A 19,262-nucleotide genomic window follows, 5' to 3' on the forward strand; every position below is an offset into this window, starting at 1 on the left:
TATGGCCTTCGAGGGTCCGCTGCGTGAGCTCGCGCTCACGGACGTCATCCAGCTCCTGTACCTCTCGCGTAAGACCGGAACGCTGTCGATTACCGGCGAGGGAGCGCCACGCCCGGGGCTGATCCACTTCGACGAGGGGTTTGTCGTCGGCGCGCGATCGGCGGGAGAGATCAGTCCGCTGGGTCGCCTGCTGGTGATGGCGGGAAAGGCCACCATGCGCCAGGTTGAAGCCGCCCTGGAGGCCCAGCGGCGGGAACCGGGGCGTCGAATCGGCACTCTGCTGGCGGAGACGCAGGGCATCCCGGTACGTGACATCCAGCGCCAGCTCCGCTTTCAGGTGGAGGAGGCGGTTTTCGAGCTGGTCCGCTGGCGCGACGGCCACTTCCGCTTCGAGGAGACCGAACGGCCGCAGAACGGGGGAATCCCCGTTCGGATCCCCTCGGAAGCGCTGCTCATGGAATCCATGCGGCGTGCCGACGAGTGGACGGAGATGGCGAGCGGCGATCCCGACGCATCGCTGGTCCCCGCGTTGGTCGACAGCGCTGCCGGAGCGGCCGGGGTGCTCGACCTGCAGCCGCGGGAATGGCAGGTACTGGCCGCGATCGACGGTTCGCGCACACTGCGCGAGATTGCCCGAGAGATCGGGCGCGCGGAGTTCGACGTGGCCAAGGCTGTGTACAGCCTGGCGTCGGGAGGCGTGGTCGAGCTGAAGACCCGTCCCTCCGCTCCGCGCCCCGGCGCCAGGCGCGACCCCTCGAGCGCAGCCGTCGACGGCGTGGAAGCGGAGCTACGTGCGGAAAGGATCGGCGAGGCGCTCCGGCGGGCAGAAGGACTGCGCGAGAGCCACCCGGCGTCGGGCGTCGCCAGGCTGCTGTACGGGCGCGCGCTGGTCGCCTCTGGAGAGATCGAGCGGGGCGTTGCAGCGCTGAAGGAGGCTGTGCAACTGGATCCGCTCCTTGCGGCGGGATACTTCCACCTGGGAATGGCCGCGGCTCGCCTGGGCGATTTCGGGCGCGGGCGGGAGAACCTGACCACCTTCTCGCGCCTGCCCGATGCCCCGCCGAGGGACGTCGAGATCGCGATGCGTGCGGTGCAGCTCATGACGGAGCTCAGCGCGCTGCTGGAGGAGATTCGATGACATCACAGATCGAGGCACAGCGCGTCCGACGCTGGCAGGAAGAGGTCGCCAGGGACCCCGGCAGCCCCTCCTTTCTCCCCCTGGCGGAGGTCTATCGGAAAGAAGGGCGCCTCGCCGTGGCCCTGCGCCTCTGCGTGCGCGGGCTCGAGCGCAACCCCGATCACGTGGAGGGGCACGTCCTGCTCGGCCGCATCTATCGGGAGTTGGGGGAGCCCGAGCCCGCCTGCGACGAGCTGGACATCGCGTTGCGCCTCGATCCGGAGCATCGCTCGGCGCGCCGGGCGCTCGGCTATCTCTACCTGGAACGGAGGATGTGGGCCGAGGCAGTCCGGCACCTGGAGATCGCCGCCGAGCACGACCGGCACGATCCGCGGCTGGCCAGCGCGTTAGCCCTGGCCCGGCGAAATCTTTCCGCGGAAGGTCCACCGGCGCCGGCCCCGCACGCCCTCCAGGAGGCGCTCGATCGCTTCGCGCGGGGGGCGCGTGTTCGCCTGGCGCTGTTGATGGAGAGCAACGGCCGAATTCTGGCGCGGCACGGTAGCGCCGAGGGGATCGATCTGGCGGCGCTCACCACGCTCGGGGCCGGCATCCAGTCGGCTTCACGCGAGATTGCCCGCATGCTGGGGCAGCGACAGTTCGAGCAGCTGTACCAGGGGCAGGGGGATCGCCAGCTATTTCTGGCGCCGATACCCACGCCCACCGGCGAACTGATCCTGGTGGCGTTGTTCGGTCGATCCACCAACGTGGGCCTCGTGCGCGTGCGCTTCGACGAGATGCTGCGCGAATGCGCGGAGCACGACTGGACGTCTGCGCAATCGGGCTCGGCGCGAGACGCGGCCGCCTTCGAGGCGCATCTCGCGTCCGGCCTGGGGTTGCACGGAGAGCGGGACGCGGCTGCCTCAGGTGGTGGCCGCGGCGTGCCCCCTAACTCCGCCTGAGACCATGTCCCTGGTCAACTATTCGACCCGCGAAATCACCTGCAAGATCGTCTACTACGGTCCGGGTCGATCGGGCAAGACCACGAATCTGCAGCACATCCACAGTCTCCTTCCGGAGGAGACCCGTGGCCGCATCGTGTCGCTGGCGACGGAGATGGACCGGACCCTCTTCTTCGACTTCCTCCCTCTCGATCTGGGTAGGATCTCGGGATTTCAGGTCCGCTTCCAGCTCTATACCGTTCCGGGCCAGGTCTATTACGACGCCACGCGGCGGCTGGTGCTGCAGGGGGCGGACGGGGTAGTCTTCGTCGCGGATAGCCAGCCGGGGCGGCAGCAGGACAATGTGGAGAGCTTCCGCAACCTGCAGGAGAACCTGCTCCGGCAGGGAGTCGACCCGCGCGCGGTGCCCGTCTGCATCCAGTACAACAAGCGCGATCTGCCCGATGCAATGCCGATCGCGACCATGGAGCGAACCATCAACTACCGGGGCGTGCGGTCACTGGGGGCGTCGGCTACGACGGGGGAAGGGGTGCTCGAGACGCTGAAGTGCGTTTCCGAGCTGGTGCTGGCCGGGCTCGCCGCAAGGTTCCAGAGTCCGGAAAGCCTGGCGCGATGACAAGCGATGCCGACCCCTCTCGATCCTCGCTGCAGCTTCGAGCGCTTCATCGTCGGCCCGGCGAATCGAGTTGCGGCCGCGGCGGCAGTTCGCGCAGCGGAGGCACCTGGGCGGATCTACAATCCTCTGGTCATTGCCGGCGCTCCGGGGCTCGGCAAGACCCACCTGCTGATGGCGATCGGGCAGCGCGCGCGCATGTTCGACGCCGAGCTTCGGGTCCACTACGAGACGGGTGAGGAGTTCGTCGACCGTGTGACCGCCGCCCTCGCGGCGGGCACTCTCGAGGCCTTCCGCGCCGCCATGGCCAGCGTGGACCTGCTTCTCCTGGACGGCCTCGATCAGGTCGCCGGTAAGGGGCGGACTGAGGAAGAGCTCCTCCGCCTCGCGGGCGAGATGCTCGGGCGTGGGCGACAACTGGTGATCGCCTCGGAGGCCCCTCCCGCCGCGATCCCCCACCTGCACCCTTCCCTCCTGGAGCGGGTCAGCGGCGGGCTCAATGTCGAGATCGCTTCTCCCGATCCGGCGACTCGCCGCGCCATCGTCACGCGCCTCGTCGCCAATCGCGACCAGCCATTTCCGGAGGCCGTGACCGCGGCCCTCACGCAGCTCCCGCTCGCCAGCGTGCCGGCAATTCAGGAGGCGGTCGATCGCCTGCTGGCGGTCGCAGACCTCGAGGGACGCGAGGTTCGGCTGGAGGACGTCTCCCGCGTGGCCACCATGACGCCGCACGTCGTTCAGGCCGACGAGTTCGACGACTTCCTCGCGGACATCTCCACGGCAGTGGCTGCGGTGGTGGAGACGGCGCCGTGGAGACGCCGGCTTGCCGAAGCGATCCTCCGTTGGGAGGGGGAGGGGATCTGCACCCGCCGGCTCGAGGCCGCACTCGATGCCGATTCCGCGCCGGACGTCGAGGCGCTGCTGACCTCCTTCGGGCGCGACGTCGGGCGCCTCCGGCGCATCGCCCGCGAGCTCCCGCCCGGGGTGGCGGTAGATCCGCTCCTCTTACGGGATCCGGATCGGCTCCAGGAGGCGGAGCGGCTGCTCGCCGAGAACGCCCCGACGGCAGCCGGATCCGATCGGCCCGGCGCGGTCCGACGCGCGGCGGCCGGATTGCCCCGCGATTCCTTCGATCGCTGGTTCCTGGATCGCGAGAAGCTCGCCTGGGACTGGCTCGCTCTGGATGACCGGATCGTGGAGGAGCAGCGCTGATGGCTATACGGGGAAACCTGCGCGAAGTGGGGCTGCCGGACGTGCTGCAACTCCTGGCGCTAGGGCAGAAGACGGGCTGCCTGTCGGTAACCGATCGCTCCAATCTCGGATACATCTACTTCGAGCGCGGGCACATCACCTACGCCTCCATCGTCAACCGGCGGGACCGCCTCGGAGACCTGCTGGTCAAGAATGGGCTGGTGGACCCGGAGGAGCTCGCCGCCGCAGTCGAGATTCAGACTACGCGCAGCGGAGTCCGGCTGGGCGAGATCCTGGTCGAGCGCGGTACCATCACCCGAGAGCAGCTCGAGCGTTACATCCGCCTGCAGATCGAAGAGGCGGTGTACACTCTGTTCACCTGGACCCAGGGCGCGTTCACCTTCGAGCCGGACCAGCAGCCAGAGGAGTGGACGCTGCGGGTCTGGATCAACCCCGAGAGCGTACTCCTGGAGGGGGCTCGTCGGGTCGACGAGTGGTCGCTGATCGAGAAGAAGATCCCTTCACTGGATATCATCTTCTCCCCCACCGACCGACTCGTGGAAAGTGCCCAGATCGATTTCTCGTCGGAACAGCGCGCGATCCTGCCCCTGCTCGACGGTACGCGCAGCGTACAGGACATCGTCGACGAGTCGGGTCTGGTGGAGTTCGACGTCGGCAAGGCGGTATTCGGGCTGATCCAGGCCGGCCTGGTGCAGGCCACCGGGCGAAAGCAGAGCAAGCCTCCGGCGTCCGCAGCGACCCGGACCCAGGAGCACCGCAACCTCGGGATCGCCTTCTACCGAACGGGCATGTTGGAGGAGGCGCGGCGGGAATTCGAGCGCGTACTCGAGAGACTCCCCGACGACCTTCCGGCCCGCTTCTATATCGGGCTGATTTCCTTGCGTTCGGGTGACGCGCGGAGCGCTTTCCGTCAGCTCAAGGGGGTGATCGAACAGGGCGGGCGATGGGGCTCGGCCTTCTTCAACCTGGCGCTCGCGCTGGAGATGCTCGGCCGGGTGGACGGTGCGCTGCTGGCGGTGGACGAGGGATTGCGATTGCTGCCAGACTACCCGCCGGCACTGCTCTCCCGAGCGATTCTACTCGCCAAGGCGGAGCGGCTGGGGGAGGCCGTAGAGGCCTTCCGCGTGTACCGGGCGTCGGTGGGTGAACACGATCGTCCCGCCCCTTCCTTCTTCGCCTTCGCGGCCCTGGCGGAAGCGGCCGTCGGGCGTCCGGAGCTGGGTCGACAGCTCGCCGAGGAAGGTATGCGCCTCTATCCGCACATTCCGGAGCTGATTCTGCACCTGGGAGCTCTGCGGGAGCGGGCGGGTGTGGCGGAGGAGGCCGAAGTCTTCTACCGGCGGGCCGTGGAGGAGGCGCCGGAGCTCCCGCAGGCGCGGAAGGCGCTGGGCGACGCCCTGTATCGCCGGGGAGCGTACGAGGAGGCCACCGAGCAGTACCGCCGCGCGATCGAGCTCAGACCGGAGCTCGGCGACGACGTCTACCTGAAGCTCGGCAACATCGCCTATAAGCAGGGGGAGCGCGGAGAGGCGGTCGGGCTGTGGACGCGGGCGTTGGAGCTCAATCCGGAGAACGGGATCGCCCGCACCAACCTGGAGCTGGTGCAGCGTGTGCTCGCGAGCAGTCCCTCATGATCAAGGACGATGATCCGGAGCTGGAGCAGTTGAAGCGGAAGATCCAACGCGAGCGAGGCTTCAACTGCCACCTCTACAAGGACAAGTGCTTGCGGCGGCGCATCGCGGTGCGGATGCGCGCGCGTGGGGAGAGCACGTACGCCGGGTACGCCGCCCTTCTGGACCGGGACGCGGTAGAGTACGAGCAGTTGCTGGACGCGCTCACCATCAACGTCACCAAGTTCTTCCGCAACCAGGAGATGTGGGCGGTCCTGGAAGAGGAAGTGATCCCCCGGCTCTTCGAGGGTGCCCCGGAGCCGCGGCGGATCTGGAGCGCGGGGTGCGCCAGCGGCGAGGAGATCTTCTCGGCTTCCATCCTCCTCCACGAGTGGGCGGCGCGATTCGGCCGCACCGCGGAGCTGGAGCGCTTCGACCTGCTCGGAACCGACATCGACCGCCGCAGCCTGGACGCGGCGCGGCGCGGCAGCTTTCCCGAGCTCTCCATGGGCGAGATGCCAGCCGCCTACCGGGAGCGCTGGTTCTCGCCCGGGCCGCCCTACCAGCTCGATGCCCGCATCCAGGAGCGCGTCCGCTTCGAGCACCGCGACCTCATCTCGGGCGAGCCCGAGCGGGAGCAGCATCTGATCTTGTGCCGCAACGTGATCATCTACTTCGACCGCGGCATCCAGGAGAAGATCTTCGACCGCTTCTACGAAGCCCTGGTTCCAGGCGGTTTCCTGGTATTGGGCAAGGTGGAGACCCTCCTGGGCCGAACACGCTCGCTCCTGCGCCCGGTCAGCAACCGCCAGCGGATATTCTGGAAACCGGAGTGAACAGTCCCTCCATCTTCGTCGGGGTCGCGGAGGCCGCGGTAGCCGCCGGAGAGGAGGTGCTGGTTACCGTGGGACTGGGGTCGTGCGTGGCCATCCTGCTCTACGATGCCGACGTCCGGGTAGCGGGGATGGCGCACGTCTTGTTGCCGGCTCCGCACCGCGCCTTCGAGGAGAGCCAGGCCGCCAAGTACGCGACCACGGCGGTCCCCCACCTGCTGCGCGAGATGTCGGCGCGCGGTGCCGATCGGCGGCGGGTCACCGCGCGGATCGTCGGGGGTGCCTCGATGTTCTCCGGCCCCCGCAGCTCCCCGCTAGCCTCGGCCGGAGCGCGCAACCTCGAAGCGACCCGCGATGCCCTGGAGTGGGCTGGCGTCCCCGTCACCGGCGAAGAGGTCGGCAGCGACCACGGACGCTCCGTCCGCCTCTTCGCCGCCGACGGACGGGTGGTGGTGAGCTCGTACCGACGCGGAGACGTGATACTGTAGGGATGACGAATCAAGAATGCAGGCACTACGAATTACGAATTACGAATTACGAATTACGAATTACGAATTACGAATTACGAATTAGTCGCGGCAATTTTGCATTTTGAATGACGCAGCGGCCATCCCGGTCGTCTTGCCATAGCCTGAGTCGGTCGCCGCGCTTCCGTTGTCTGTTTTTCAGTCGGCCGAACTTCCGGTTGCGTAATCTACAACTCATAATCCGCTACCTATAACCCGTAATTCGTAATTCGTAATTCCTGCCGCCCGCCGCACTAATTCAGAATTTTAAATTCCAGCCGATGCGTCTGCTCACCTTTTCGCTCGCGGAGACCGTCCACGCGGTGGAGCTGTCCACCGTGGAGGGGGTGGCGCGTTGGGAGGAGGTCGAGGGGCGCGGGCTGCCGTTGTTGGACCTGGCGCGGTGGCTCGGGTATGGGGGAGAGGAGGATCGGCAGGAGGGGCGGGCCCCGGTGCTGGTGCTGCAGGCTGGCGGGCGACGGGCGCTGATGCGGGTCGACCGATCCGGTGAGGTACTCGAGGTGGCTACGGACGCCGCCCGGGATCCGCCGGAGATCTTTCCGCGCCACCTGTTGAAGGGGGTGATCGAGCACGGGGGTGGACTGGTGGTGTGGCTCGACGGAGAGGCCCTGGTTCAGGAGGCCTGGAGGTCGGCCCGAGAGGAGCCGGCATGACTGCCGCGGATTATCTGCGGGACCGCTACGAGACGCTGGTGCGCGAGGTCGAACGGCTCGATCGATCGACCCCGGCCGAGCAGCGGAGCGAGCTCCGGCGACGAATCATCGACCTGTACCACGAGGTGGATGCTGCTGCCGCGCGCCTGCTCGAGTTACGTGAGTCCGTGCAGGAGCTGGGTGAGCGCTACCGAAGCTCCGTCGCCTCGATCGTGACGATTGCCGCATCCGGGTCGACCGACGCCGCTCAACCAGCGGACGGTTCCGCGCTCGCCCGGGCCGACGATCTGGACGTGTCGACGTATCTCGACCGTGCCTGGAACCGGTTGGCCAGCTGCCGGTACGAGGATGCCCTGGCCGAGGTGAACCGGGCGCTCGAGAGGGTGCCGGGCAGCGAGGATGCCGCAACTTTGCGCGGGTGGGCTCTGATGCGGCTGGATCGGCTCGAGGAGGCGCGGCAGGCACTCGAGTCGGTGCTCCGCCTGAACTCCTCTGCGGCGCTGGCACGGGCGAGTCTCGGATACGTGGCTCTACGGGAGGGTCGATTCGCCGAGGCGCTGGAGCATCTCTCCCTCGCCGCGCGGGACGCCACGGATCGCAAGGCAGTGCTCTATGCCCATCTCTATCTGGGGATGCTCTACACGCGCCGTGCCCTCTACCGCGACGGCCGCGGTTTCCTGGCACGGGCGCTCGAGCTGGGGCCCTCGCTGGTGGAGGCCTACTGGGAGATGGGGCGATCGTACTACCTTGAAGGCCAGTTCACGCAAGCGTTGGAGACTTGGCGCCGCGGCGCCGAGGTGAACCGCTTCGACCCGTGGGGAGAGCGATGCCAGGAAGCGGTCGAGCGGGCGGAGGCGGGTGCGCCGCTTCCGCTCGGATGGGAGGCCGAGCGGGCCGCCCCGGCATCGTCACCCGATGGCGTGGCCCGCTCCGAGCGGCCGTAGGGTCAACGCGGCGTTGGCTCTGGCTCGCCTCGCTGGTAGTGCTGGCGACCACTGCGAATGCGGGTGCCGCACAGCTCTCGTCGGGAGATCCAGCGCTGCAGTCGCTACGCAGCGGCCCCATAGAGGTTCAGTTCTGGCCGGGACACCGCCCCCTGGCCGAGCGCACTCTCCGCGCGGCCGCGGCGCCCCTGCGGCTGCCCGGCATCACCCCGGCTGCGCCCGCGCCGCGGGCAACCGTGGTGCTGGCCCCCACCCCTTCCGCCTTCGATTCGCTGACGCACGGGGCGCCTCACTGGAGCGCCGGCGTCGCGGTTCCGGCAGAGCGGAGAATCGTCCTTCCAGCCTTCTCCTCCGCGCGCACGCCTCTCGGTGACCCCCTGATCGCGCTCCGGCACGAGCTGGTGCACCTCGCACTCAACGCCGCGGTGCCCGGCCGCGTGCCGCGCTGGTTCGACGAGGGGTATGCCACCTGGGCATCCGGGGAGTGGGACCAGGGTAGGGGGTGGGAGATCCGTCTGGCGCTGCTGGCTGGTGGCGCGCCTCCGCTGGACAGCCTGCGGCTGGGCTGGCCGGGGGAGGAGGCCGACGCGCGGCTGGCGTACCTGCTTTCCGCCAGCGCAGTGAGCTATCTGGCCCAGCGGGGCGGCCCGGACTCCTTTGCCGCCTTCTTCGCGGCCTGGCGCCAGAGCGGCGACTTCGACACCGCCCTGCGCGGCACCTACGGTCTCACCCTCACCCAGTTCGAGCGCGACTGGCGCGGGATGGTGAAGCGCCGCTATGGGTGGCTGCTCGCCCTCTCCCAGATGGGCGTGATCTGGGGCCTGGTCGCCCTCCTGCTGGTGCTGCTCACCTGGCCCCGCCGCCGCCGCAACCGCGAGAAGCTGCGGAAGATGCAGATCGAGGAGTGGGTGGAGGAGTGGGCGGATGAGGTGGACGGCAGACAAGGAGAAGAGGAGACAAGGAGACAAGGAGTGGTTGAGTGAGGGAGGCGTGACGGGTGACAAGGGGACAAGGAGACAAGGGGACAAGGAATGAGCGGGTGAACGGGCGAACGCTGACGTAGAGTCCCGCGCGGCTAGTATCCGGCGCTCGCTAGCACCTACTCACCTCGTCATCCCCTCACGCCGCCCCTGGCGCAGGGCCGCTTCCTGCAACACCTTCGCGACCTCGCGACGAGAGCTCACACCGAGTTTGAGGAAAACCTGCTCTGTGTGACGTTTTGCGGTGTGGTCGCTGATTACCAGAGACTCGGCGATTTCTCTATTGGTAGAGCCACGCGCGAGATGTAGTGCAACCTGCGCCTGTCTCTTCGTAAGCCCGAATTTCTCCTGAAGTTGTTTCACTGACGGACTCTGGTGTGCCAGGTGGTCCACCACTACAGGGACCGCTGGAGTAGGCATCATGGCCTCTCCGATCAAAACTGCCCTCAATTGGTACGCTCCGCTTGAAGTAGTCACGACCTCGGCAGGATTCTCTGGAACCTTTGATCGCTTTGGGCGACGACTACGGGTATCGACTCGTGTCGCGAGAGCTTTTGCCGCGTCAACAAGGGGTTGACGCTCTGGCTCCCGCTCGAGTATGCGGCGCAGATGGGCATTCACGTGCGCAATGACGCCTTCGCACGTGATGATGAGAACACCCTGTGAAACCTCGTCGATCAACCTTCCAGAATGCTTCGCCTTGCCGTCCGATGCGCAGCCAGCCTGTGACTCCTGTCTTGAATGCTGGAAGAAGAACGCTGAGCAGGGTGGCTCCGAAGTCGGAGAATCGCTCGGCCCCGTAGGTCGATCGTTGGAGGTAAACCCCGGCCGTTCCCATGCCGACACCCGGCTCGAAGGTCAGCCCTGCCGCGTCCTCAAATCGCTGAGGGATGCAGAAATCATTGTAGAACTCGCTGTTTTTGAACGTTTTCAGTTCTTCTCTTGAGGGGAAGTGAAGGGTCCGGGTCCACACCTCCAACCTCTTCTTGTTGTTCTTCCGAGCGAGACCTGGATCCACCCTTACGAAGTAGTTTGCGTAAAGCTCTACGAAATCTCTCCCGAGGTCCGTCCGGTGAATCGGAGTTTCGGGATTGACCGGCAACAGGAAGCTTGTGACGCGGTGCGTCCAGTGAGAGATCCATCACGGGTGAACGGGTGAGTCGGCTGCCGACGCTCAGAGCTTCCCTGCACGCGCGGAGCCGGCGCCACGGATCACCTTCTCACCTTGTCGCCCCGTCACCCCGTCTCCTTGTCCACTGTCCGTCACTCCTTGTCTCCTCTTCTCGTGTCTCCTTGTCTTGTCTGCTCCTCCATCCTCCCGTTAACTTCCAGCCATGGCACGCTCGAATCCATCCGTGGCGCCCGCGGAGGGCGGGGAAGGACAGGTTCAGTTCAGCTTGCTGAACTGGGTGCTGCTCGCGGCGGCGGTGGTGGCCATCGTGGCGGGATTCTTCCTGCTCTCGGGCGGTTCGACGATCGCGGCCCCGCTGCTGCTGGTGCTCGGATACGTGATCCTGATGCCGCTGGGCATCATCCTGTAGTGCGAGGAAAGTTTTCGGGCGCTTAGCTCAGCTGGTCCAGAGCACCTCGTTTACACCGAGGGGGTCGGGGGTTCGAATCCCTCAGCGCCCATTCCGTTCGACCTTCCACGGAAGAGACGCCGGCCCATAATGGCGCCGGCGTTCGTGGTTTCCGTCGCTCGAGACGGCCCCGCCCAGCTTGTGTCACTCCCTCAGCCCGCCGGCGGCTGAGGGATCCGCGACCCGCGGCCTCGTGCCATGGTTGCCTGGGCTCGGATTCACCAGGCAGGTGGAGTGGTCACGTCACGCGCGGCGGCGTCGAACGGTGGGTGACCGACAAAGGGCGGAACGAGGCGGATCGCTGCCGGGGTTCACGGTCTCCGGACCGAGCCGCGCCCTCCCGGGGGATCGATGAACGACGGAAAGCGCGGAATGCTCTTCGCGACCGGTGCCTACCTCGCCTGGGGGTTGCTGCCGGTGTACTGGAAGAGCCTGCAGCAGGTCCCCGCCGACGAGATCCTGGCGCACCGGATGACCTGGTCGCTGGGGTTCGTGGCCATCCTCCTCGCCGCGCGCGGTCACTGGGGGTGGCTTCGATCGGTGCTGGGCGATCGGCGGGTGCTGCTGACCTTCACGGCCTCGGCGCTGCTGCTCTCGGCCAACTGGTTCCTCTACATCTGGGCGGTCAACGCCGATCACGTGGTGGAGACCAGCCTCGGCTACTTCATCAATCCGCTGGTGAACGTGGTACTGGGGATGGTCTTCCTGCGAGAGCGGCTGCGGCCTGTGCAGACGGTGGCGCTTCTGACGGCGGCCGCGGGGGTGCTATACCTGACCGTCAACCACGGACGATTGCCGTGGATCGCGCTGGGACTCGCCTTCTCCTTCGGCCTCTACGGCCTGCTGCGAAAGACGGCGACGCTGAGCTCGTTGGAAGGGCTGGCGCTGGAGACGCTGGTCCTCTTCCTTCCGGCGCTCCTCTATCTCCTGTATCTCGAGCTGGAGGGGCGCGCCAGCTTCGCCCACGCGGGGGCGACGACCTCGCTCCTGCTTGCCCTGGCGGGCGCCGCGACGGCCATCCCCCTGCTGCTCTTCGCCTCGGGCGCACGTCTCATCTCCATGACGGTCCTGGGCGTGCTGCAGTACATCGCCCCCACCCTGCAGTTCCTGCTCGGCGTCTTCGTCTACGACGAAGAGCTGACGACCGAGCGGCTGATCGGCTTCTGTTTCGTCTGGGTCGCCCTGCTCATCTTCGCCGGTGAGGGAATCGCCCATCGGCAAGCAGCGCTACGCTCCCCTCCCTACGCCCTGGACAACCAATGATCCCTCCCATACGCCCTCACTGCGTCCTGCGGCTCGGATCCGTCTTCCTGCTGGCTGCCGCGACCGCCTCGTCCGCCGCTGCTCAGCGGCCGGATTCGGCCGAGCGGGCCGCCATAGCCGCCGCCACCGCCGCAGACCACCGGCGGATGATGGATCTGCTGGGGATCACCTCGCTGCGGCCCGGACCCTCGGGCAATCCCGAAGCTCCGAACGCGGCCAACAGCGACGAGTCGAAGGTTCCGCCGTATACCCTCCCCGATCCGCTCGTGCTGGAGAACGGCCGCCGCGTCACGACACCACGGGAGTGGTGGGAGCTCCGTCGGCCGGAGATCGTCGAGCTGTTTGACCGGGAGGTCTACGGTCGGGTGCCCGAGGATGTCCCGGCGGTGCGCTGGGAGGTGGCGAGCGTCACCGAGGATTCGGTGGGCGACCATCGGGTGGTGGTAAAGAAGCTGGTTGGCCGCGCCGACAACTCCGGGTATCCCGACATCGAGGTGGCGATCGATGCCACCCTCACGACCCCGAGCGGTGCGACGGGTCCCGTGCCGGTGATGATCCACTTCGGCTTCTCCCCCCCGCCGGGGTTTCGGCCACCCCCTCCGGCGCGGCCAGGTACCGCGCCGGAGGGCCCAACCTGGCAGCAACAGCTCCTCGACCGCGGCTGGGGATATGCCGTGCTGGTGCCAACCAGCTACCAGGCCGACAATGGCGCGGGGTTGACAAAAGGAATCATCGGGCTAACGAATCGCGGACAGTCAAGACGGTCCGACGACTGGGGAGCGTTGCGCGCCTGGGCATGGGGCGTGAGCCGGCTCCTCGACTACCTGGAGACCGATTCCGCGGTAGACGCGAAGCGGGTGGGGATCGAGGGGCTCTCTCGCTACGGTAAGGCGGCGTTGGTGGCGATGGCGTACGAGCCCCGTCTCGCGATCGGCTTCATCGGGTCCTCCGGCGCTGGCGGCGCCAAGATCCTGCGCCGGATCTTCGGTGAGCAGGTGGAGAACCTCGCCTCATCGGGCGAATACCACTGGTTCGCGGGGAACTTTCTCAAGTACGCCGGTCCCCTTACCGCGAACGATCTGCCGGTCGATGCTCACGAGCTGATCGCATTGGTCGCACCCCGGCCGGTGTTCGTCAGCGTCGGCTCTCCTCAGGTCGAGGGCCAGTGGGTCGATGGGCGCGGGATGTTCCTGGCGGCGGTGCACGCTGGACCGGTCTATCGGCGCCTGGGTAAGAAGGACCTCGGTACCTCGACCTTTCCGCCCATGGAAACGCCTCTCGTCGACGGGGAGATTGCCTTCCGCCAGCACGCGGGAGGGCATACGACCGGGCCGAACTGGCCGACCTTTCTGGACTGGGCCGAACGGTACATCGGGGCGTCCGCATCCGCCGTGGCTCGCCCGGAATCGGCGGGGGTTCCTTGACGCGTGGGGGCGGTCGGAACATCTTTTCTCGCTGTCGTTTCTCCACTTAGACTCAATCGGCCCGCCTGGAGCCTGGTGCCTCGAACCTCGATCGCCCTGCTGATCATGCCGTTGCTGCCAGGAATGCCCCGGGTTGTTGGAAGCAGGGTCAGCTGCCGATACGATCGAGTCGTGGCGGGGATCACCGTCCCGGCCTGGCACTAGGTCTCCGCAGTCATTCGCGTTGCATGTCCCTGTCGAGTGTTGACCCACGGCGCCAGCGTCTCCGCCCGAGGCGCCCTGGCGCGATTGCCCGTACGCAAAGGGGGAGTTCTGCGGCGGTGCCCCCGTCGTCGTGCCACGTTCCGCTCCAACGCGTGGCTCGCCTCGGTACTCCGCACCCCTCGCTCACCTTCACCCGGAGCGCTCTATAGTGAGTCACAACCCTTCGAATCCCAACGAAGCCTGGGGAACCCGCATCGGGCTCATTCTCGCCATGGCGGGCAACGCCGTGGGGCTGGGGAACTTCCTGCGATTCCCCACCCAGGCCGCCAGCAACGGCGGCGGCTCATTCATGATCGCCTACTTCGTCGCGCTCTTCCTGCTCGGCATTCCGTTGATGTGGATCGAGTGGGGGATCGGGCGAAACGGCGGCCGGTTTCGCAAGGGACATATTCCGGGCATGTTCGCCGCCCTCTGGCACCATCCTGCCGCCAAGTACGTCGGCGTCATCGGGATGGTGATCCCGCTGGTGGTGATGATCTACTACACCTACATCGAGAGCTGGACGCTGGCCTTCACCTGGTTCTCGCTGTCGCGGGACTACTGGGGGAACACCACGCAGGCGGCGATGACCGACTACCTGCGGTCCTTCCAGGGGATCGGAGGGAGCGGCCAGCACGCGTGGTACACCCCGTTCGCGTTCTTCCTGGTCACTCTCGGAATCAACATCTGGGTCCTGTCGCGGGGGATCTCCGGCGGGATCGAGCGGCTCGCCCGCATCGGGATGCCGATCCTCTTCCTCTTCGCCATCGTCCTGGCAGTGACGGTGTTGTTGCTCCCGGCGGGTCCGGGTGGGGAAACCGCTTTCCAGGGGCTGGAGTTCATCTACGCTCCCGACCTCTCGCGGTTGGACGAGCCGAGGGTCTGGCTGGCGGCCGCGGGGCAGATCTTCTTCACCCTCTCGGTGGGCATGGGGACGCTGCAGGCTTACGCCTCCTACCTCTCCAAGAAGGACGACATCGCTTTGTCGGGCATCGCCACCGCGGCCACCAACGAGACCGCTGAGGTCGTCCTCGGCGGCACGATCGCCATCCCGGCGGCGGTGGTCTTCTTCGGTGTGAGCGGCGCGACTGCCGTGGCGCAGTCCGGCTCCTTCAACCTGGCTTTCGCTTCGATGCCGGTGGTCTTCCAGCAGCTCCCGCTGGGCAACATTCTCGGGGCGATGTGGTTCGGGCTTCTCTTCTTTGCCGGGATCACCTCGTCGGTGGCGATGCTCACCCCGATCGTGGCCTTCTTCCGTGAGGAGTTCGGATTTAGCCGCGAGCCAGTGGCCTGGCTGATGGGCTTGGTCACGCTGTGCTTCGGCTTGATGCACATCGTCTGGCTCGAGCACGGCTTCCTGGACGAATGGGACTACTGGGGCGGAACGTTCGGCCTGGTGTTGATGGCGGTGGTGGAAGTGGTCCTTTTCATGTGGGTCTTCAAGCCGGAGAATGCCTGGCGTAGCATCCACCAGGGCGCTGACATTCGCATTCCTTCCATCTTCAAGTTCGTGATGACGTGGATCACCCCGGCCTACCTGATGGTGATCCTGGGGTGGTGGGGGATTGCGGACGCGATTCCGATCCTTCGTCTCGAGCGCTCGGCAGGGGGCGGGCCGGTCGATCCGGAGGCGATGCCGTACATCCTGATGTCGCGCGGCGTGATCCTGTTCTTTGCGGTGGTCTTCCTCTTCCTGATCCGGCTGGCCTGGAAGCGCAACAACTACGACGAGCGGGCCGGATTCGTGGAGGTCGAGGATGCGGCGCTGGCGGTTCCCGCGGGTAAGGAGGCGGTGGTATGAGCACCGGGGCTATCGTCTTCATGGTGATGAGCTGGGCCTTTGTGCTCGGGCTCGCCACCTGGGCCTATTCGCGAATTCTTCGCGCCCAGAAGCATCTCGATCCGGATGGCATCGGGCCGGAGTCTCCGCCGGAACCGGGGCATTTCGACGAGTCCGGGAAGCCGCGCGAGGATCCCCGGTGAAACCCCGCGTGACAGTTCTTACCCTCGGGGTGGACGACCTCGAGCGCGCCGTGGCCTTCTACCGCGATGGTCTCGGGTGGCAGACGCCGGGCATCGTGGGTACCGAGTTCGAGCACGGAGCCGTGGCCTTCTTCGAGCTGGAAGGCGGGGTGCAGCTCGCATTGTGGCCGAGGCGGAGCATCGCGCACGACAGTGGTGTGTCCGAGGGGGCACCGTCTCCGACGGAGCTCACCCTCGGGCACAACGTTGCCAGCCGCGAGCAGGTAGATGCGGTGATGGAGGAGGCACGGCGGGCGGGTGGGCGCATCGTCAAGGAAGCGGGGGAGACCTTCTGGGGAGGCTACGCCGGGTACTTCGCCGATCCGGACGGGCATCTCTGGGAAGTCGTCTGGAATCCGGCGGCGCTGCCCCCGGATTGACAGCGGCTGCCTTAATTAGTCCGATCTGACTCCTCTCTGTTTCCACGCCGATTCTCCCGGTCTCTCCGCGCCGACACGCCTCCTGCATCTGCGCCGAGTCTTCTCCTGGCTTCACGCCGATTTCCCATCCGGACCAGCCCGATCGAGCGGGTTGACAATATATGTGTTACAACACATATTTGTGCCTGGCCACAAGCAACGGGGGGACACGATGAACGACGCTACACGGCCGGGAGCGAACGGGGGGGCGCAGCCGGATTTCGGCTGGGGGATTGCGCCCGCGGGGCACCGGCTTCCCGCAGACACGCGCCTCGGGCCGGTGCAACTGCAGGTGGCCGATCTCGAGCGATCACTTCGCTACTATCAGCAGGTGATCGGGCTGCGTCTGCTGGAAAAGGACGGCAGTGGTGCGACCCTCGGGGCAGAGGATCAGCGTCCATTGGTGGTGCTGAAGGAGCGGCCCGGAAGTACGCCCGTGCCGCCCCGCGGGCGGCTCGGGCTCTACCACTTCGCCATCCTGCTGCCCACGAGAGAAGATCTCGGCCGCTTTCTCCGCCACGTCGGCGACCTGCGACAGCGAATCGGCGCCTCTGACCACCTGGTCAGCGAGGCCGTCTACCTGCACGATCCCGACGGGCTCGGCATCGAGGTCTACGCCGATCGGCCGCGCTCCGCATGGCGGGCTGAAGGTCGTGAGCTGCGGATGAGCACCGAGCCGCTGCGTGCCCACGAGCTACTGGCGTCGGCCGGCGATCTTCCCTGGGCCGGCCTCCCCGACGGTACGGTCATCGGGCACGTGCACCTGCACGTGGGCGACCTCGGGTCCGCGTCGAGCTTCTACCACGACGCGCTCGGGTTCGACAAGGTCGTCTGGAGCTACCCCGGCGCGCTCTTTCTCTCCGCCGGCGGATACCACCACCACCTCGGGGTGAACACCTGGGCGGCCTCGGAGCGCGCCGCGGGCGAGGGTGATGCGCGCCTGCTCGAATGGACGGTCGAGCTCCCACGTACGGAGCAAGTCGAGGCCACCGCCGAGAGCCTGGTGCGAGCCGGCTACCCGGTCGAGCGCCCCGCTCCCGGCGAGGTCGTCACGCGAGATCCCTGGGGGACGCTGGTGCGGGTGCGGAGGGGAGGGGCGGCGTGACGGGGTGACAAGGTGACCGGGGCTCAGGCTACGAGGCATGCGGCAGACCGCTATGGACTCCTCCGCCCCTCGGAGGCACCTTACCGGGAGCACGTCCTCGTTTCCGCCAGAACGCCATGGTTCGTCCCAACCGTCGACCGATTCAGGCCTCGATCCGTACCTCCTCCGCGGAGAGCGGCGGGGATTTCGCCGGGCTGATGCGGGAAGCCCTGTCGCACTGGGCGAGTGGTGTAGCGGTGCTCGCCGCCAGCGACGGGGAGGAGATCGATGCGATCACGGTCAGCGCCTTTGCCTCTCTCTCGCTCGAGCCTCCACTCGTGCTCGCCTGCGTGGGTGAGCACGCCTCCATCCTGCCCATGCTCCGCGAGGAGCAGCGGTTCGTGGTGAGCATCCTCTCCGCCGCGCAGCAACACGCCGCCGGGACGGTCGCCCAGCGACTTCCGGGGATGACGGAGCTCTTCCAGAGCCTGGAGCGTCCCGTGGTGATCGACGCCCCCGCGGCGCTCGAGTGTGCGCTGTGGGAAGAATACGCGGGTGGCGATCACCGCATCATCGTCGGGCGAGTGGAATCCGTCACGCTCGGGCCGGAAGCGCCGCCGCTCCTCTACCACCGCCGCCAGTACCAGAGCCTCACCTGATCCCCCACTCCTCCACGATCATGGCACATATCACTTCCGTCGCGCCGGTTCTGCTCGTGCGCGATGTCGTCGCTGCCGCGGAGCACTATCGCGACCGCCTGGGCTTCACCTTCGAGCGCTTCTGGGGAGATCCGCCCGACTTCTGCATGGTCAAGCGGGACGGCATCATCGTCATGCTGAGCCAGGTGCCGCCGCAGACACAGGTGGTGCCGCACTGGAAGGTCGTGCACCAGCTCTGGAGCGCCTACTTCTGGGTCGATGATGCGGATGTCCTGCACGACGAGTTCGTGCGTCGCGGCGCAACGATCGACTATGGGCTCAGCGACAAGCCGTACGGCATCCGCGAGTTCGGCGTCCAGGACCTGGATGGCCACGACCTCGGGTTCGGGCAGCCGCTGTGAGGCCTCCCCTCATTGCGATGGCCTCCCGATCATCCCGAGTGCGAGCGCGCAACCAACTGCCGGAGCTACGGTCAGAGCTCGAGGGGGCGACCCGGTGATCCTGAGCGAAGCCACGGCCGCCCTTGCCCCCCTCCCGGGGATCGGTGCATATACATGGTCATGGATTACCGACTCGCTGCGGAGCAGATGGCCGCCGAGTGCCTGTGCTTCCGCGCCCGCAGAGTTTCCCGGGTCCTGACCCGGATATATGATGAGGAATTGCGTCCCCTGGGGATCCAGGCGACCCAGCTCACGCTGCTCAACGCGGTAGCGATCGGCGGGGAGGCAGGAGCCCGGATGAATCGCCTCGCGGAGATCCTCGCCATGGACGCCACCACGCTCTCGCGCAACCTGCGCCCCTTGGCGCGTCAGGGGCTTCTTCGCATCGAGCGCTCGACGCGCGATCGCCGGGTCAGGATTGCCCGGCTCACCCACGCTGGACGAGACCGGGTCGCTCGTGCCCTTCCACTCTGGAGGCGCGCGCAGGAGCGGATCGAGCAAGCCCTCGGCGCCGCGCTGGCTTCGGACCTGCGCACCAGGATGGATGCGGCCGTTGAGGCCGGTGCCGGCTCGGAGGTGAGTCTACCGGTTCCCGCGAGAACCGGCACCGGCGACTGACGATCCTGGCGGAGCGGCCCGGAGGCGGCTCCTCGCACTAAAGCCACCACCGACTGCGGGCC

21 protein-coding genes and 1 tRNA gene are annotated in these 19,262 nt (G+C 67.0%); all 22 read left to right on the plus strand.

All coding sequences use genetic code 11. The annotated features are described in order from the left end of the window. Position 1 precedes the first annotated feature (1 nt). The 22 genes from VF167_11900 (at position 2) to VF167_12005 (ending at position 19,200) form a co-directional block, all read left to right on the plus strand. On the plus strand, positions 2 to 1,138 hold the full coding sequence (locus VF167_11900; GenBank protein HEX6926114.1) for a DUF4388 domain-containing protein: 1,137 nt from the start codon (positions 2 to 4) through the stop codon (positions 1,136 to 1,138). Further along, complete coding sequence (locus tag VF167_11905; GenBank protein HEX6926115.1) at positions 1,135 to 2,076, plus strand: tetratricopeptide repeat protein; 942 nt, start codon at positions 1,135 to 1,137, stop codon at positions 2,074 to 2,076. The genes VF167_11900 and VF167_11905 overlap by 4 nt, the downstream gene beginning before the upstream one ends. Before the next feature lie 4 nt (positions 2,077 to 2,080). Beyond that, complete coding sequence (locus VF167_11910) at positions 2,081 to 2,692, plus strand: GTPase domain-containing protein (protein ID HEX6926116.1); 612 nt, start codon at positions 2,081 to 2,083, stop codon at positions 2,690 to 2,692. Between the two features lie 6 nt (positions 2,693 to 2,698). Continuing rightward, complete coding sequence (locus VF167_11915; protein ID HEX6926117.1) at positions 2,699 to 3,901, plus strand: DnaA/Hda family protein; 1,203 nt, start codon at positions 2,699 to 2,701, stop codon at positions 3,899 to 3,901. After that, positions 3,901 to 5,535 carry a DUF4388 domain-containing protein gene (locus VF167_11920; GenBank protein HEX6926118.1) on the plus strand — a complete coding sequence of 545 codons (1,635 nt, stop codon included), beginning with the start codon at positions 3,901 to 3,903 and terminating at the stop codon, positions 5,533 to 5,535. Before VF167_11915 ends, VF167_11920 begins: the two co-directional genes overlap by 1 nt. Beyond that, a complete protein-coding gene (locus tag VF167_11925; protein ID HEX6926119.1) occupies positions 5,532 to 6,347 on the plus strand; it encodes a protein-glutamate O-methyltransferase CheR in 816 nt (271 codons plus the stop codon). The genes VF167_11920 and VF167_11925 overlap by 4 nt, the downstream gene beginning before the upstream one ends. Beyond that, on the plus strand, positions 6,344 to 6,832 hold the full coding sequence (locus VF167_11930) for a chemotaxis protein CheD (protein ID HEX6926120.1): 489 nt from the start codon (positions 6,344 to 6,346) through the stop codon (positions 6,830 to 6,832). Before VF167_11925 ends, VF167_11930 begins: the two co-directional genes overlap by 4 nt. Before the next feature lie 299 nt (positions 6,833 to 7,131). After that, entirely contained in the window at positions 7,132 to 7,524 is a 393-nt protein-coding gene (locus tag VF167_11935; protein ID HEX6926121.1) for a chemotaxis protein CheW, read from the plus strand. Next, on the plus strand, positions 7,521 to 8,468 hold the full coding sequence (locus tag VF167_11940; GenBank protein HEX6926122.1) for a tetratricopeptide repeat protein: 948 nt from the start codon (positions 7,521 to 7,523) through the stop codon (positions 8,466 to 8,468). Before VF167_11935 ends, VF167_11940 begins: the two co-directional genes overlap by 4 nt. Positions 8,469 to 8,506: 38 nt before the next feature. Continuing rightward, a complete protein-coding gene (locus VF167_11945) occupies positions 8,507 to 9,451 on the plus strand; it encodes a hypothetical protein (GenBank protein HEX6926123.1) in 945 nt (314 codons plus the stop codon). Positions 9,452 to 10,094: 643 nt separating this feature from the next. After that, the gene (locus VF167_11950) at positions 10,095 to 10,394 is read left to right on the plus strand and encodes a hypothetical protein (GenBank protein HEX6926124.1); all 300 of its coding nucleotides are present in this window, start codon (positions 10,095 to 10,097) and stop codon (positions 10,392 to 10,394) included. A 388-nt stretch (positions 10,395 to 10,782) separates the two neighbouring features. Continuing rightward, a complete protein-coding gene (locus VF167_11955; protein HEX6926125.1) occupies positions 10,783 to 10,989 on the plus strand; it encodes a hypothetical protein in 207 nt (68 codons plus the stop codon). Between the two features lie 16 nt (positions 10,990 to 11,005). Then, positions 11,006 to 11,080, plus strand: a tRNA-Val gene (locus VF167_11960). Positions 11,081 to 11,379: 299 nt separating this feature from the next. Then, positions 11,380 to 12,291, plus strand: a complete 912-nt coding sequence (gene rarD / locus VF167_11965) for an EamA family transporter RarD (GenBank protein ID HEX6926126.1) — start codon at positions 11,380 to 11,382, stop codon at positions 12,289 to 12,291. Next, entirely contained in the window at positions 12,288 to 13,715 is a 1,428-nt protein-coding gene (locus VF167_11970; protein HEX6926127.1) for a hypothetical protein, read from the plus strand. Before rarD ends, VF167_11970 begins: the two co-directional genes overlap by 4 nt. 412 nt (positions 13,716 to 14,127) lie before the next feature. Further along, entirely contained in the window at positions 14,128 to 15,759 is a 1,632-nt protein-coding gene (locus VF167_11975) for a sodium-dependent transporter (protein HEX6926128.1), read from the plus strand. Then, positions 15,756 to 15,941 (plus strand): hypothetical protein, encoded by a 186-nt coding sequence (locus VF167_11980; GenBank protein ID HEX6926129.1) that lies wholly within the window; start codon positions 15,756 to 15,758, stop codon positions 15,939 to 15,941. The genes VF167_11975 and VF167_11980 overlap by 4 nt, the downstream gene beginning before the upstream one ends. An 8-nt stretch (positions 15,942 to 15,949) precedes the next feature. Continuing rightward, a complete protein-coding gene (locus VF167_11985; GenBank protein HEX6926130.1) occupies positions 15,950 to 16,360 on the plus strand; it encodes a VOC family protein in 411 nt (136 codons plus the stop codon). 211 nt (positions 16,361 to 16,571) lie between these two features. After that, positions 16,572 to 17,504 (plus strand): VOC family protein, encoded by a 933-nt coding sequence (locus VF167_11990; protein HEX6926131.1) that lies wholly within the window; start codon positions 16,572 to 16,574, stop codon positions 17,502 to 17,504. 116 nt (positions 17,505 to 17,620) lie between these two features. Next, positions 17,621 to 18,142 (plus strand): flavin reductase family protein, encoded by a 522-nt coding sequence (locus VF167_11995; GenBank protein HEX6926132.1) that lies wholly within the window; start codon positions 17,621 to 17,623, stop codon positions 18,140 to 18,142. A 20-nt stretch (positions 18,143 to 18,162) separates the two neighbouring features. After that, positions 18,163 to 18,543: a VOC family protein gene (locus VF167_12000; protein ID HEX6926133.1), complete on the plus strand. Its 381-nt coding sequence runs from the start codon at positions 18,163 to 18,165 to the stop codon at positions 18,541 to 18,543. A 159-nt stretch (positions 18,544 to 18,702) separates the two neighbouring features. Continuing rightward, positions 18,703 to 19,200, plus strand: coding sequence for a MarR family transcriptional regulator (locus tag VF167_12005; protein HEX6926134.1), 498 nt, complete (start codon positions 18,703 to 18,705; stop codon positions 19,198 to 19,200). Positions 19,201 to 19,262 lie beyond the last annotated feature (62 nt).

The sequence above is a fragment of the Longimicrobiaceae bacterium genome, assembly GCA_036375715.1.
GTDB lineage: Bacteria > Gemmatimonadota > Gemmatimonadetes > Longimicrobiales > Longimicrobiaceae > DASVBS01.